Source organism: Ensifer sp. M14 (genome assembly GCF_003355565.1).
GTDB lineage: Bacteria > Pseudomonadota > Alphaproteobacteria > Rhizobiales > Rhizobiaceae > Ensifer.
Window position 1 is genome coordinate 1,429,224 of record NZ_QJNR01000004.1, and the last position, 14,227, is coordinate 1,443,450.

At 62.7% G+C, this 14,227-nt stretch carries 11 protein-coding genes; 6 read left to right on the forward strand and 5 right to left on the reverse strand.

What is annotated here, in order from left to right; genetic code table 11:
- The first annotated feature begins 151 nt into the window (after nucleotides 1-151).
- From BLJAPNOD_RS06795 to BLJAPNOD_RS06810, 4 genes are all read left to right on the forward strand, one after another.
- Complete coding sequence (locus tag BLJAPNOD_RS06795) at nucleotides 152-2,029, forward strand: branched-chain amino acid ABC transporter ATP-binding protein/permease (protein ID WP_115419318.1); 1,878 nt, start codon at nucleotides 152-154, stop codon at nucleotides 2,027-2,029.
- A 34-nt stretch (nucleotides 2,030-2,063) separates the two neighbouring features.
- Nucleotides 2,064-3,227, forward strand: a complete 1,164-nt coding sequence (locus tag BLJAPNOD_RS06800) for an ABC transporter substrate-binding protein (RefSeq protein ID WP_077502793.1) — start codon at nucleotides 2,064-2,066, stop codon at nucleotides 3,225-3,227.
- A gap of 90 nt (nucleotides 3,228-3,317) precedes the next feature.
- Complete coding sequence (locus BLJAPNOD_RS06805) at nucleotides 3,318-4,055, forward strand: ABC transporter ATP-binding protein (protein ID WP_244610884.1); 738 nt, start codon at nucleotides 3,318-3,320, stop codon at nucleotides 4,053-4,055.
- A gap of 27 nt (nucleotides 4,056-4,082) precedes the next feature.
- Complete coding sequence (locus tag BLJAPNOD_RS06810) at nucleotides 4,083-4,970, forward strand: branched-chain amino acid ABC transporter permease (protein WP_171986865.1); 888 nt, start codon at nucleotides 4,083-4,085, stop codon at nucleotides 4,968-4,970.
- A gap of 375 nt (nucleotides 4,971-5,345) precedes the next feature.
- Here BLJAPNOD_RS06810 and BLJAPNOD_RS06815 read toward each other — a convergent pair whose 3' ends face one another.
- Both BLJAPNOD_RS06815 and BLJAPNOD_RS06820 read right to left on the reverse strand, forming a co-directional pair.
- Complete coding sequence (locus tag BLJAPNOD_RS06815; RefSeq protein WP_115419319.1) at nucleotides 5,346-6,356, reverse strand: amino acid ABC transporter substrate-binding protein; 1,011 nt, start codon at nucleotides 6,354-6,356, stop codon at nucleotides 5,346-5,348.
- 110 nt (nucleotides 6,357-6,466) lie between these two features.
- Complete coding sequence (locus BLJAPNOD_RS06820; RefSeq protein ID WP_115419320.1) at nucleotides 6,467-9,523, reverse strand: aminotransferase class III-fold pyridoxal phosphate-dependent enzyme; 3,057 nt, start codon at nucleotides 9,521-9,523, stop codon at nucleotides 6,467-6,469.
- Nucleotides 9,524-9,603: 80 nt separating this feature from the next.
- Here BLJAPNOD_RS06820 and BLJAPNOD_RS06825 point away from each other — a divergent pair, with 80 nt between their 5' ends.
- Nucleotides 9,604-10,086 carry an Lrp/AsnC family transcriptional regulator gene (locus BLJAPNOD_RS06825; protein ID WP_077502819.1) on the forward strand — a complete coding sequence of 161 codons (483 nt, stop codon included), beginning with the start codon at nucleotides 9,604-9,606 and terminating at the stop codon, nucleotides 10,084-10,086.
- 62 nt (nucleotides 10,087-10,148) lie between these two features.
- Here BLJAPNOD_RS06825 and BLJAPNOD_RS06830 read toward each other — a convergent pair whose 3' ends face one another.
- Complete coding sequence (locus BLJAPNOD_RS06830) at nucleotides 10,149-11,090, reverse strand: AraC family transcriptional regulator (protein WP_115419321.1); 942 nt, start codon at nucleotides 11,088-11,090, stop codon at nucleotides 10,149-10,151.
- A gap of 221 nt (nucleotides 11,091-11,311) precedes the next feature.
- Between BLJAPNOD_RS06830 and BLJAPNOD_RS06835 the strand changes: the two genes are divergently transcribed.
- Nucleotides 11,312-12,361 carry an NAD(P)-dependent alcohol dehydrogenase gene (locus tag BLJAPNOD_RS06835; protein ID WP_115419322.1) on the forward strand — a complete coding sequence of 350 codons (1,050 nt, stop codon included), beginning with the start codon at nucleotides 11,312-11,314 and terminating at the stop codon, nucleotides 12,359-12,361.
- Between the two features lie 57 nt (nucleotides 12,362-12,418).
- On the opposite strand, the gene BLJAPNOD_RS06840 is transcribed toward BLJAPNOD_RS06835, so the two are convergent.
- Together BLJAPNOD_RS06840 and BLJAPNOD_RS06845 are read right to left on the reverse strand one after the other, a co-directional pair.
- Nucleotides 12,419-12,883: an Lrp/AsnC ligand binding domain-containing protein gene (locus tag BLJAPNOD_RS06840; RefSeq protein WP_077502818.1), complete on the reverse strand. Its 465-nt coding sequence runs from the start codon at nucleotides 12,881-12,883 to the stop codon at nucleotides 12,419-12,421.
- Between the two features lie 22 nt (nucleotides 12,884-12,905).
- Nucleotides 12,906-14,069 (reverse strand): M20 aminoacylase family protein, encoded by a 1,164-nt coding sequence (locus BLJAPNOD_RS06845; RefSeq protein WP_115421169.1) that lies wholly within the window; start codon nucleotides 14,067-14,069, stop codon nucleotides 12,906-12,908.
- Between the last annotated feature and the right edge of the window lie 158 nt (nucleotides 14,070-14,227).

The window sequence follows — 14,227 nt, forward strand, 5'->3', positions numbered from 1 at the left end:
TGAACCCCGATTTCTAATTTTTGTTACATAATTGCTAGCAGAGAATGTTTTTTGAAACAAGATTGACATTTGATCGAGATGGGATAACTTTCATTTCGGGAACTGGCCCGAGCCAAAAACAACGGCGGGCCGACAATTCGGGGGAATGCAGATGGTTCGCGTCAGGCGAGAAACCGTCGTCGGTATCCTTTTAACGTCGCTGCCGCTGCTGGTGGCAGCTGCCGTCGCCTCGTCGGTCTTTCCAGGCAGCGGCGAGCGCCTCGTGACGCTGTTCATGATCAATGTGATCGCGGTGCTCGGCATCGGCATGTATGCCGGCAATTCGGGTATCGTTTCCTTCGGTCATGTCGGCTTCATGGCGATCGGCGCCTATGCGTCGGGCCTTTTGACCATCAACCCGATCGTCCAGAAGACGGCGCTGCCGCACCTGCCGGAATGGCTGGCAGGCATCGGCATGCCGTTTCTGCCGGCGCTGGCCGTGGCGCTGGTGGTGGTGGCGCTGGTCGCCGTCCTCATCGGCATACCCGTGGCGCGTCTTGCGGGATCGTCGGCGTCGATCGCGACGCTCGGCTTTCTCGTCATCGTCCATGTGGTGCTGGTCGCCTCGACCGATATCACCCGCGGCAGCCAGACATTTTTCGGGATTCCGCGCGCCGTCAATCTGTGGGTGGCGTTGCCTTTTGCCATTGCCGCAATTGCCGTTGCCCGTCTCTATCGGGACTCGAGCGCGGGCTTGAAGCTGAGGGCATCGCGTGAGGACGAGATCGCCTCGACCGCGGTCGGGGTCAACGTCAAGCTCCATCGTTTCATCGGCTGGGTGCTCGGTGCCATTCTGGCGGGGGCTGCCGGCGCGCTGCTGGCGCATTTCCTCGGCGCCTTCTCGCCCAAGGATTTTTACTTCAACCTGACTTTCGTCCTGCTCGCCATGCTGATCCTCGGTGGCGTTACCACCGTATCGGGTGCCGTCGGCGGCGCGGCGGTGATCATGCTGATCGTCGAGCTTCTGCGCAAACTCGAAGGCGGTGTCGACCTCGGCTTCGTCACGCTGCCGACCGTCTTCGGTCTGACCGATATCGGCATCGGCGTCGCTATCCTGGTGGTGATGTACCGACTGCAGGATGGGATTTTCGGTGTCCGGGAGCTGGACGAGCGGTTCGCCTGGTTGAAGCGTTTTGCCTCGAAGCCTGCGGTATCATCTGATGGTGCGCAAAAGATTGCGCCGATCCCTGCAGGCGGAACGCTCAAGGTCGAAAATCTAGGCAAGAAATTCGCCGGTCTCGTGGCGCTGGAAAACGCCAACTTCGAGATCAAGCCGGGTCTCGTCACCGGTCTCATCGGCCCGAACGGGGCGGGCAAGTCGACCCTGATCAACAGCGTTTCCGGCGTTGTTCCGCCTTCGAGCGGCCGCGTGCTGATCGACGGCAGGGATATCGCATCGCTGCCTGTTCACGCTGTTCCCGTCGCCGGGCTTGCGCGCACCTTCCAGAACATCCGGCTGTTCAAGAACCTGACCGTGCTTGAGAATGTCACGGTGGCGGCAAGCGCGCTGAAAGGCAACGGCGAGGACCCGATGGAAAGCGCCCGGCTGGTGCTGGCCGAGGTCGGGCTCGACGGCTTTGCCGACCAGCTTGCCGGTACGCTTTCCTATGGCGCGCAACGCCGTCTCGAGATCGCCCGCGCCCTGGCCTTGAAACCGCGTTACCTGCTGCTCGATGAACCGGCCGCCGGCATGAACCCTGCCGAAACGCAGGACTTGATGCACGTGCTCGACCGTATCCGCACAAAATACCGCCTCGGCCTGCTCGTGGTCGAGCACGACCTGAAGCTGATCATGCGGCTCTGCGATATCGTCGTCGTGCTCAACAAGGGTCAGCAGATCGCCATCGGCACGCCGGCGGAGATCCAGGCCAACCCTGATGTGATCGAAGCCTATATCGGCCGCCGCCGCTCGTCGGCACAGGCGAAGCGCGAGGTTGTCGAGGCCGAAGGTCCTCAGCCGGATGCGAGCGGCCTCCACAATCCAGCTTGAACCGCAAACGAAATCAGAAAGAGGGAGCTTACCGATGAAATCCAACCTCAGGACATTGTGCCTCACCACCGTTCTTGGCGGCTTTGCACTATCGCCACTGCCGGCTCTCGCCGAAGACCTGGTCATCGGTCTCGCCACCGCCCAGACCGGCGGCCTTGCTCCCTACGACCAGCCGTCGCTGAAGGGCCTGGAAATGGCGGTCGAGGAAATCAACGCGGCTGGCGGCGCCGCCGGCAAGTTCCCGATCAAGCTGATCGCCAAGGACACCCGCTCGGATGCGGCCCAGACGGCGCTGGTGGCGCAGGAACTGGTCGATCAGGGCGTCAAGATCATGATCACGCCCTGCGACGCCGATCCGTCGATCGCCGCCGGCCAGGTGACGCAGGCCGCCCAGATCCCGGCCTTCTCTTTCTGCGCCACAACCCCGACCATGCCGCTTGCCGTTGGCGACTACATGTTCGGCAACTATCCCGCCGACAACGTGCAGGCCTCGGTGCTTGCCACCTACGCCGTCGAGAAGGGCTACAAGAAGGCCTATATCCTCAAGTCTCCCGACAGCGCCTATACGCTGAAGCTCCCGGAATACTTCGGTGTCGCCTTCAAGGCCAAGGGCGGCGAGTTGCTGGGCGAAGGCACCTTCAGCATGGGCCAGCAGGATTTCGGCGCCGAGGTCACCAAGATCAAGGCGATGAACCCGGCGCCCGACGTGATCATGACCGCTGCCTACGAGCCCGATTTCCCGGCCTTCATCCGCCAGTTGCGCGGCGCCGGCGTCACCATCCCGATCCTCGGCAGCGACGGCATCGACTCGCCGACGACCTTCGGCCTTGGCGCGACCGTCGACGGCGTGGTCTTCACGACGGCCGGCTTTGCCAGCGAGGGCAGCCCGCTCGCCGACTTCAACGTCAAGTACAAGGAGAAGTTCGGCCAGGAGCCGGACACGGTCTACATCGCCAACGGCTATGACCTCGGCAAGGTGATCGACGCTGCGGTGACCGAGGCCAACAGCATCGACCCGGTTGCCATCCGCAACGCCATCGCCTCGCTCGAAAACGTGCAGGGCGTCACCGGCCCGATCAGCTATGCCGGCACGCAGGGCATGCCATTGCGCTCGGTGTCGCTGGTGCGCATCGGAGGCGGCAACCGCGAACTGATCAGCCAGGGCGTTCCGGCGGCGGCCGACATTCCGGCCCCCTGAGCTGTCGCCACATGCGGTCTCCGGCAGTGCGCCGGAGACCGCTCGGCCGCAACTGGCCGTTTCGCAATCCATGGCAAGGACTTTGCCCCGATGATGCACAGTGAAATTCCCGCGCAGAAACCACTGCTCGAGGTCAGCGGCCTCAAGGTCGCCTATGGTGCCGTCGAGGCGCTGAAAGGTGTCGATCTCACCGTCGGCAAGGGACAGATTGTCACGTTGCTCGGCGCCAACGGCGCCGGCAAGAGCTCGACGCTGAATGCGCTGGTGGGCCTCGCGGCAAAGAAGGCAGGGCGGGTGTCGTTCAACGGCCAGGACATATCCGGTCTGCCGCCGGAACAGATCGTCCGGCTCGGGATGACGCTGACGCCTGAGGGACGGCGCATCTTTCCAAGCCTGACCGTCGACGAGCACTTGCTGCTTGGCGGCGCCATGCACAAGGCGCGCGGAGCGATCTCCGAGGTGCGCGAGGACATGCTGTCGCGCTTCCCGATCCTGAAAGAACGCCTTGGCCAGAAGGCCGGTTCGCTGTCCGGCGGCGAACAGCAGATGCTGGCGATTGCCCGCTCGATGATGTCGTCGCCCGACCTTCTGCTGCTCGACGAGCCGTCGCTCGGGCTCGCGCCGCAGGTGGTCGATCTGATCTTCGACCTGATCGCCGGTCTGCGCCAGAAAGGCCTGACGATCCTGCTCGTCGAGCAAAACGTGGCGCTGTCGCTTGAAATCGCCGATGCCGGCTACGTCATGGCGAATGGACGCATCGTGCTGTCCGGCACGGCCGCCGAGCTTCGCAATTCAACTGAAATCCAGGGTGCCTATCTCGGCGCTTGAGGGCCCGCGGGCAAAGAGGTCACAACGATGGACATGTTCCTGCAGCAGTTGGTCAACGCGCTCAGCCTCGGTGGCACCTACGCGCTTCTCGCGCTTGGGCTTGCGGTCGTCTTCTCGATCATGGGGTTGATCAATTTCGCCCATGGCGAGCTGATGACGGCAGCCGGCTACGGGCTGTGCTTCGCCCTGCTGCTGGGTCTGCCGTTTCCGCTCGCGATCTTCGGCGCGCTGATGATCGCGGTCGTGCTTGCCATGCTGATGGAGCGTGTCGCCTTCCGTCCGGTACGCGGTGCCAGCGGCACGACGCTGCTTCTCACCAGCTTTGCCGTCAGCGCTATCCTGCGCGTCATCTTCCAGAATTTCATCTCGGCACGGCCGAAGCCCGTGCCGATGCCGGAGAGCTTCTCCGGTACGATCGAGATCGGCGGCCTTCATCTCGGCCTGATCCAGGGCACGTCGATCCTCGTCACCGTCATCATGCTCGTCGGTCTCAATTTGTTCCTGCGCACGACCGTGCTCGGCCGGGCCATGCGCGCAGCGTCTGAGGATTTCGCCATCGTCCGGCTGATGGGCATCCGCGCCAATGCGGTGGTGGCGACCGCCTTTGCCATTTCCGGTCTGCTTGCCGGTGTTGCCGGCATTCTCTGGGTGGCGCAGCGCGGCAGCGTCGATCCGCTGATGGGCTTCCTGCCGGTGCTGAAGGCGTTCATTGCCGCGATCATCGGTGGTCTCGGCAGCCTGTCGGGCGCCGTTGCCGGCGGCTTCCTGCTCGGCTTCATCGAGGTGTTCCTGCAGGCCTACCTGCCGGAGAGCCTGCTCAGCTACCGCGATGCCTTCACAATCCTGCTCGTTATCGGCGTGCTTCTCTTCGCGCCGCAGGGGCTGCTTGCGCGCAAGACGATCGTTAAGCTCTGAGGGGTTGCGGCCCGCTGGTTGGAAACGTTAGCGGATCACTGATCCCGCTGTTTGAGCAGGGCCTTCCCACTTTCCTCATTCCGGCCTTGTGCCGGAATCCAGTGGCCCGACGTCGGTCGGGCCGAAGGCCTTTCGAGCCCAAAAACCTTCCAGCCCAAGGACTTGGGCTGGCTGGATTTCTGTGACAAGCACAGAAATGAGGGGCCTTGTTGGTCGCCTCCCGATTTCCCGATCTTGCCGCTTTGTGTTTGTGAATTTCAGCCGCAACCGCCGCAAACAAAAAAACGCCGCGGTGAGGGCCGCGGCGAGTTGGTTGGTTGGTCTTGTGGTTGGCGCAATTCCGGAGAGAGGACCTTCTCCGGAACTGCTGTGCGATTAGCGCGCCGGCGGCGCGTACATCAGGCCGCCCTGGCTCCACAGCTTGTTGAGGCCGCGGTCGATCTTGAGCGCGCTGTCCTCGCCGAGATGCTTTTCGAACACTTCGCCGTAGTTGCCGACGGCGGAGATGGCCTGGAAGGCCCATGTCGGGCCGAGACCCAGCGCCTTGCCGGCTTCGTTGTCGATCCCCAAGAACCGCTTCTGGCCGATGTTGCCGCTTTCCTGCATCTTGGTTGCATTCTCCTTGGTGATCCCAAGCTCTTCGGCTTCGATCATCGCGAACAATGTCCAGCGCACGACCTTGAACCATTGCTCGTCGCCCTGGCGCACGGCCGGTCCGAGCGGTTCCTTGGAGATGACTTCCGGCAGCACGACGAAGCGATCCGGGTCGTTCAGCGTCAGGCGCTGGGCATAGAGCGCCGAGGCGTCGGTTGAGTAGACGTCGCAGCGTGCGGTGTTGAAAGCCTGGATCGTCTGGTCGGGCTTTTCAAAGGCGATGACTTGGTACTGGATGTTGTTGGAGCTGAAGTAGTCGGCCATGTTCTGCTCGGTGGTCGTGCCTGTTTCCGTGCAGACGGAGGCGCCCGAGAGTTCCTTGACGCTCTTCACGCCGAGGTCGTTGCGCACCATGAAGGCCTGGCCGTCATAGTAGTTGACGCCGACGAAGCTCATGCCGAGATCGCTGTCGCGCGACAGCGTCCAGGTGGTCTGGCGCGACAGCAGGTCGACTTCGCCCGACTGCAGCGCGGTGAAACGCTCCTTCGTCGAGAGCGGCACGTATTTAACCTTGTCCGGGTTGCCGAGCGTTGCAGCTGCGACCGCGCGGCAGAAGTCGATGTCGAAGCCGCTCCATTCGCCCTTGTCGTTCGGCGCGGAAAAGCCGAGTACGCCCTGGCTGACGCCGCAGCGAAGTTCGCCGCGTTCCTTGACGACGTCGAGCGTGGCGGCGTTGGCAGCCGTTCCGGCGAGAAACGCCGCACTCGCAAGTGCTAGAATACCAAGTTTCATTGTTCTGTTCTCCTCTTGTTATGCTGTTATGAAGGCATGCGTCTTCGCTTCCGGGGCGCGTGTGCGTCCCGGCCAGTTGGTTGTCTTTTCGGCGGTATCGAGCCCGGCCTTTAGCCGAGCTTCCTCGTCACATCCGCAAATGTCTCTTCGAGAACGGCGAGCAGATGATCGGCATCGCGTTTCGAAAAGATCATCGGCGGGCGCATTTTCAAGACGTTGTCATGCGGCCCTTCGGTCCCCATCAGCACGCCGCGTTGGCGCGCGCCGTTGGAAACGGCCCGGGCAAATTCGGTTGCGGGTGCCTTGGTCTTGCGGTCGGTCACGAGTTCGATGCCGAGGAACAGGCCCATGCCGCGCACGTCGCCGATCACCTCGTAACGCGCCTGCATCGCCTTGAAGGAGGAGATGAGATAGTTGCCGATGGCAAGCGCGTTGCCGCGCAGGTCCTGTCCCTCGATGACGTCGAGCACGGCAAGGCCGACGGCGCAGGAAACCGGGTTTCCGCCGAAGGTGTTGAAGTACTCCATGCCGTTGTTGAAGCTGTCGGTGACCTCGCGGGTGGTGACGACGGCGGCGAGCGGATGACCGTCGCCGATCGGCTTGCCCATGGTGACGATGTCGGGCACCACGCCTTGCGTCTCGAATGCCCACCAATGGCTGCCGACACGGCCGAAGCCGACCTGGACCTCGTCGGCGATGCACACGCCGCCGGCTTCGCGCACCAGGCGATAGACTTCCTTCAGGTAACCTTCGGGCAGGAACACCTGGCCGGCAACGCTCGGGATCGATTCCGCGATGAAGAAGCCCGGGCCTTCGCCCTTGGCCTGCATGGCGGCGATCTGCTCGGCGACACTTTCGGCAAAACGCTTGCCGTGCTCCTCGGCCGGCCAATCCGCTGGCGCCCGATAGCTGTCGGGAACATCAGCCACATGGACGTGCGGCTTCGGGCCCTTGCCGCCCTTGCGACGGAACTTGTAGGGGCTGATGTCGATCAGCTCCTGGGTGGTGCCGTGATAGGACCAATCGAGCGTAATGGCATTTTCGCGGCCGGTATGGGCACGCATGAGGCGCAGCGCAAGGCTGTTTGCCTCCGAGCCGCTGTTGACGAAACCGGCAACGGTCAGCTCTTTCGGCAGCGTTGCGGTCAGCCGTTCCGCATAGGCGACGATGTTGTCGTGCAGGTAGCGGGTGTTGGTGTTGAGGGTCGCCGCCTGCTTCGCCATGGCCTCGACCACTGCCGGATGGGCATGGCCGATGTGGCAGACATTGTTGAAGCAGTCGAGATAGGCGCGGCCGCTGTCGTCGATCAGCCAGACGCCTTCGCCGCGCACGAACTTGATCGGCTTCTCGTAGGAGATCGACAGGTTCGGCAGCAAGAGTTCCTTGCGCAGTTTGACGATTTCGTCATGTGCGCGGCCGCTCTTGGCGTAGAATTCCTCGGCGATGCCGGCGAAGGTGCGCGCATCGGGGAAGAGTTCGGCCCAGACGTCGAGATACTGCGGTTCGCCGACGCCGAGAATTTCGGTCGCCGAAAGGCTGGTATCGACGGAAAGCTGCAGATGCAGGTGCGGCGCCCAGCCGCCGTTTTCCTTTGGCGCTCCCATTTCGCCGACGAGCGCGCCGGCTTCGAGCCGGTCGCCGGCCTTGATCCGGCCCATGGCCTCATGCGCCATATGGCCCCAGAGCGACACGAAGGGCGGGCAGCCGTCGGGCTCGTGGCGAAGGGCGATCAGGCAGCCGTAACCGAGCGGATCCTTCTCGATCTCGACGCTGACGACGGTGGCGGCGATCGGGGTGAACACTCTGGTACCGGCCGCCATGAACAGGTCGAGCCCGAGATGGCAGGTGCGGCGGGTGTTCTCGATCAGCCGCGAGACGAACATCTCGCCGGCATAAACCGTGCGGGCTTCGCCCCAGGGGCCGATGCCAAGATCGATGCCGTTTTCGCGGCAATGGTCTTCCCAGATCGCCTGGGCTTCATCCGGCTGTTCGCCTGATGATTTGACCGTCATCGGATGGTTGGGGTCGCCATAGGGCACGAGCGCTGCCGGATAGGTGGCGGCCGGCCGCTCCAGCAGCGGTGCAAGCGTTTTGCGATTGCCGGCAATCCAGGTGGCAACGCCGTGCGCGCCGTGCGCCGCCTCAAAACCGCAGGCCTTGCGCAGGATCGCGGTGGCGAAACGCCGGTTCATCCGGTCGAGCTTGCGCAGCAGCGTCCAGGCCGGCTTTTCGCTGATGGCGAGATAGGGGTTGTCGGTCGTATGCACGCGGCGCGAGGCCGAGATCGTGACCGACGTGACGAGACGCATGGCGATGAGGTCGAAGAGAAGATCGACTTCTTCTTCGAGCAGCGGATATTCAGCGTGGTAGCCGCGGGCGATGGCGGCCGTGGCGCCGATCGGATCGGGATGGTCGAGACCGGCATAGGCGGCGGCGATGGCGACTTCGGCGATGACGGGCGCATAGAGCGCGTCGCCGAAATCGATCAGGCCGGAGATGCGGTCGTGATCAGCCTTGTCGACCAGCACGTTCCAGTCATTGGCGTCATTGTGGATGACGGCCGAGCGCAGCGTCGCCAGTTTCGGCTCGACGGCCTGCGCAAAGCGGGCGAGGAAGCGCTCGAGCAGCGCCCGGTCTGCAGGATCGGAGATATGGCTGAGCCTATCCTTCGAACGGCCGGCATTGCGGATGTCCCAGTCGAGGTCCCGCAGCGCACCTGGGTGCATGAAGCCTTTCAGCGAGGCGTCGAAACGGCCGAGCATCTGACCGAGCGACTGGAGCGCGTCGGTGCTGCGGCCGGTTTCGGCAAGCGGAAGGCCCGAGACCCAGCTGACGAGACGCAGCCGGTGGCTGACGCCGTGCTGGCTGGTGGTTGCGGCAAGGCTGGTGCCGGCCAAGGTCGGCCGGATGTGCGGCACCGGCAATTCGCCGGCGAAGGTTCCGACATGGCCGAGAAGTGCCGTCTGGAAGTCGCTCTCGACCTCGGGCTCGGCGGCATTGACGATCTTCAGGATATAGGTTGCGCCGCCCTCTGCCTCGACCTTGAAGTTCTGGTCGCGTTCGCTGGCAAGCAGCGAGAGCGTGCCTGTGAGGCCGTAATGCTGCTTCAGCAGTGCCGATGCCTGGTCGATGGAAAAGTCTGGTGTCGTCTTCAGCATGTCGTTCATTGGGCGCCCTTTGTCTTGCGGGCAGAGTTGCACGAGCGGCCATGGCATGCATCCGGCAATATGCCGGTTGCACCGGCATTATGTTTATAATAACCGTCATCTTGTCGGCGCGCTCGGAGGCGGAAATCATGCAGGACATTGACGCGATCGACCGAACGATTTTGAGCATCCTGTCACGGGAGGCGCGCATCCCGATGAAGTCGCTGGCGGGCCGGATCGGTCTTTCCAGAAGTGCGACGACGGAGCGGGTCACCCGTCTCGAAAAGGCGGGCATCATCCGCGGTTACCGTGCCGATATCGGCCAGCTGGACGAGGGACAGATCCAGGCCTTCCTGCTTGTCACCCTGCAGCGTACGCCGTCGATCGGCGTGCTTGACCGACTCGCAGGCTTTTCGTCCGTGCGCAAGGTTTCTTCCGTCAGCGGTCAGCTCGATCTGGTCGTCGAGGTCGAGGTCGGCTCCATCAACGCGCTGAATGAACTGCGCAACGAGGTGGCGACCATGGACAATGTCGAGGACCTGACGACATCGATCGTGCTGAGGCGGGATATCGAAAGAAGCTGATATCCCCAGGGATATCGAACGGGGTGATATCCCGGGGTATATCGAGCGTAGCTGATACCCGCTCAGCCCTCGCTCAGCATCTCCGTCTCACCGGAGAAACGCTCGACCAGCGTGCGACGCACGCGGCCGATATCGCGCAACGGCGGCTCGCCGAAGTGGCGGGCATATTCGCGACTGAACTGCGACTGGCTTTCGTAGCCGACCTGATGGCCGGCATCGCCGGCATCCAGGCTTTCCTCCAGCATCAGGCGACGCGCCTCCTGCAACCGCAACTGCTTCTGGTACTGCAGCGGGCTCATTGCGGTGATCGCCTTGAAATGGTGGTGTAGCGACGAAACGCTCATCGAGACGCGACTTGCCAGGTCGTCGATACGCAATGGCCGCGAATAGTGCTCCTTCAGCCAGGCGACGGCGCGGCCGACCTGGTGGGGCTGGCTCTCGGTGGTTGCCATCTGGCGAAGGCGGTGGCCGTGAGGGCCTGTGACCAGGCGATAGAGGATTTCCTGTTCGACCAATGGCAGCAACGCCGGGATATCGTCGGGCCGGTCGAGCAGCCGCAAGAGCCGGAGTGCTGCGTCCTCGAGGTCGGGCGTAATCTTGCTGACCGTCATGCCGCGCGGCGAGGCGGAGGCCGGCATGTGCCCCTGCGCCAGAAAGTCGAGCAAAGCCGGAATCTTGGCCGTATCGATCTGGAAGGCGAAGCTGAGATAAGGCTCGTCGGCCGAAGCCTTGCAGACCTGCGACAACACCGGCAGGTCGATCGACGTCAGCAGATAATCGGAAGCGCCATAGATCAGCGTCTCGTCGCCGAGGACCACGCGCTTGGCGCCCTGGACGATGACCGCAAGGCTCGGCTTGTAGGCCGCGCAATTGACAGGTGCGTCGCCGGAATGGCGATGAATGCTCAAACCTGGGATTGCGGTCTGGTGGTCGCCGTCCTTCCCGGTGATCCGGGCAATGACGTCGATCATGTCCTGTCTGGCAGTCTGTCGCGTGGCTGTCATATTCTGTGGTCTTTCCAGCGGCTTAGCATTGTGTGAGGCTATGCTCAGATAAGGCTTCGAAGCGCTATTGCCATCATACATTTTTCAATCTTGCAGGATCGGGCAAAAACTTTGCAGGATCGCGATAACGCTTTTGCCCATCGCGAACGCATAGTCCCTGCCTGCGATCTGCCGGTAACGCTCCGGCCATTTCGCATCTCCCAAAATTGAAGGACAGACTGATGGCCATTGCAAGAGGATATGCGGCGACCGACGCGTCGAAACCGCTTACGCCCTTCACCTTCGAACGTCGCGAGCCGCGCGACGACGACGTGGTGATCGACATCAAATATTGCGGCGTCTGCCACTCCGACATTCACCAGGCACGCAACGAATGGGGCAACTCGGCCTTCCCGATGGTCCCCGGCCATGAAATCGTCGGCATCGTCACCGCCGTCGGCTCCAAGGTCACCAAGTTCAAAGTGGGCGACCGTGCCGGCGTCGGCTGCTTCGTTGATTCCTGCACCAACTGCGCGACGCGCGACCTCGATCTCGAACACTACATGCCGGGTCTGGTCGTGACCTACAACGGCGTCGAAGCGGACGGCAAGACCGCGACGCAGGGCGGCTATTCCGACAGCATCGTCGTCAAGGAAGGCTACGTGCTGTCGATCCCGGAGAACTTGCCGCTCGATGCGGCCGCACCGCTTTTGTGTGCCGGTATCACGCTCTACTCGCCGCTTCGCCACTGGAAGGCCGGTCCCGGCAAGAAGGTCGCGATCGTCGGCATGGGCGGTCTCGGCCATATGGGCGTCAAGCTTGCCCATGCCATGGGCGCTGACGTCACCGTTCTCAGCCAGACCCTTTCCAAGAAGGAAGACGGACTGAAGCTCGGTGCCGACCACTACTACGCCACCAACGATCCGGAAACCTTCAAGACGCTTCAGGGCCAGTTCGACCTGATCATCTGCACGGTGGCAGCCGAGATCGACTGGAACGCCTATGTCAATCTTCTGAAGGTCGACGGCAATTTCGTGCTGGTCGGCATTCCGGAAAATGCCGTGCCGGTGCATGCATTCTCGCTGGTGCCCGCCCGTCGCAGCATTTCCGGCTCGATGATCGGCTCGATCAAGGAAACCCAGGAAATGCTGGATTTCTGCGGTGAGCATGACATCGTCTCGGAGATCGAGACGATCAAGATCCAGGAGATTAACGAAGCCTATGAGCGGGTCGTCAAGAGCGACGTGCGATACCGCTTCGTCATCGACATGGCGTCGCTCGACGCCGCGTAAGCTGTCGGGAACAGCCCCGGGGATCCCATCGGTCTCCGGGGCTGTTCCTGTCTGGCATCAGACGAGCGGCAGCGGCCCGTCGTTCTTGATCTCTTCCATGACAGCGTAAGTGCGGGTTTCCTTGACGCCCGGCAGCGTCCAGAGCACCTGGCCGAGGAAATTGCGGTAGGCGGCCATATCCTCGAAGCGGGTCTTGACGAGATAGTCGAAGCCGCCGGCGACCATGTGACATTCGAGCACTGCCGGTGCCTGCTTGATGGCGGTCGCGAACTGGTCGAAGACATCGGGCGTCGTCTTGTCGAGCATGACCTCGATGAAGACGAGCAGGCCGAAGCCGAGCTTCTGCGGATCGAGGCGGGCGCCGAAGCCCGAAACATAGCCTTCCTTCAACAGCCGACGCAGCCTCTCGCTGGTCGCGGTCGGCGACAGGCCGATGCGATCGGCAAGCTCCAGATTGGTGATCCGGCCGTCCGCCTGCAGGATGTTGAGAATTCTACGGTCTATCTTGTCTATCTGATGCATCGTGCCGCCTCCCGCCCGCGCCTCAGGCGGCAAGTCGCGTTTCCGCGAGTTTCACCCAATAGGAGATCCCGTGCGGGATCGCTTCGTCGTTGAAGTCATAGGCGGGGTGGTGCAGCCCGGCGGTGTCGCCGTTGCCCATGAAGATGAACGCGCCCGGACGGGCCAGCAGCATGTAGGAGAAGTCTTCGCCGCCCATCATCGGGTCGAGCGACGGACGGATATTGCCTTCGCCGGCGATTTCCGCCGCCGCCTTCAGCGCGTAGGCCGTTTCGTCCTCGTGGTTGACGGTGACGGGATAGTTGCGGCTGTACCAGACGTCGACCGTGGCGCCATAGACGTCGGCAATGCCTTCGGCGATCAACCGGATACGGGTCTCGCCGATATCGCGCACTTCCGGCTTCAGCGTGCGCACCGTGCCGCCGAGGACCGCCTCCTCCGGGATGACGTTATGGGCGAAGCCGGCGTTGAACGTGGTCACCGAGACGACGACCGATGCAAGCGGATCGACCGTTCTCGACGCGATCGTCTGCAAGGCAGTGACGATCTGCGTGCCGATGACAATCGGATCGATCGTCTTGTGCGGCTGGGCCGCATGGCCGCCGCGGCCCTTGATGGTGATGGTGAACTCGTCGGTCGAGGCCATGATCGCGCCGACGCGGCTGCCGAAATGGCCGATGGGCATGCCCGGCATGTTGTGCATGCCGTAGACTTCGGCGATGTCGAAGCGCTCCATCATGCCGTCCTTGACCATTTCATGGCCGCCGCCGCCGCCTTCTTCGGCCGGCTGGAAGATCACCGCGACGCTGCCGGCGAAGTTGCGGGTCTCGGCAAGGTACTTTGCCGCGCCAAGCAGCATGGCCGTGTGACCGTCATGGCCGCAAGCGTGCATCTTGCCGGATGTTTCCGACGCCCAGGGCTTGCCGGTGGTCTCGGTGATCGGCAGCGCGTCCATGTCGGCGCGAAGGCCGATAGTGCGGCCGGGACCGAGATTGCCCTTGATGAGGCCGACGACGCCCGTTTGGCCAAGGCCAGTCACGATTTCGTCAACGCCAAATTCCTTCAGTTTATTTTCGACGAAGGCTGCCGTATTTTCCACCGCGAACAGGAGCTCGGGGTTCTTGTGCAGATGACGCCGCCATTCGGTGACTTCGTTTTGCAGTTCGGCGGCACGGTTGAGAATCGGCATGAGATAAGTCCTGTCGGTCTGTTCGATCACATCTATCTGCGGTGGATTGGCACAGCAGCCAATGAATGGGCTTTGCCATCTCCTCGCCATATAGGCTAAATAGCCGAACGAGACGAGGCAACAGCGGAAATTCGAGGTCTATGGTAGTGACAGCAGGA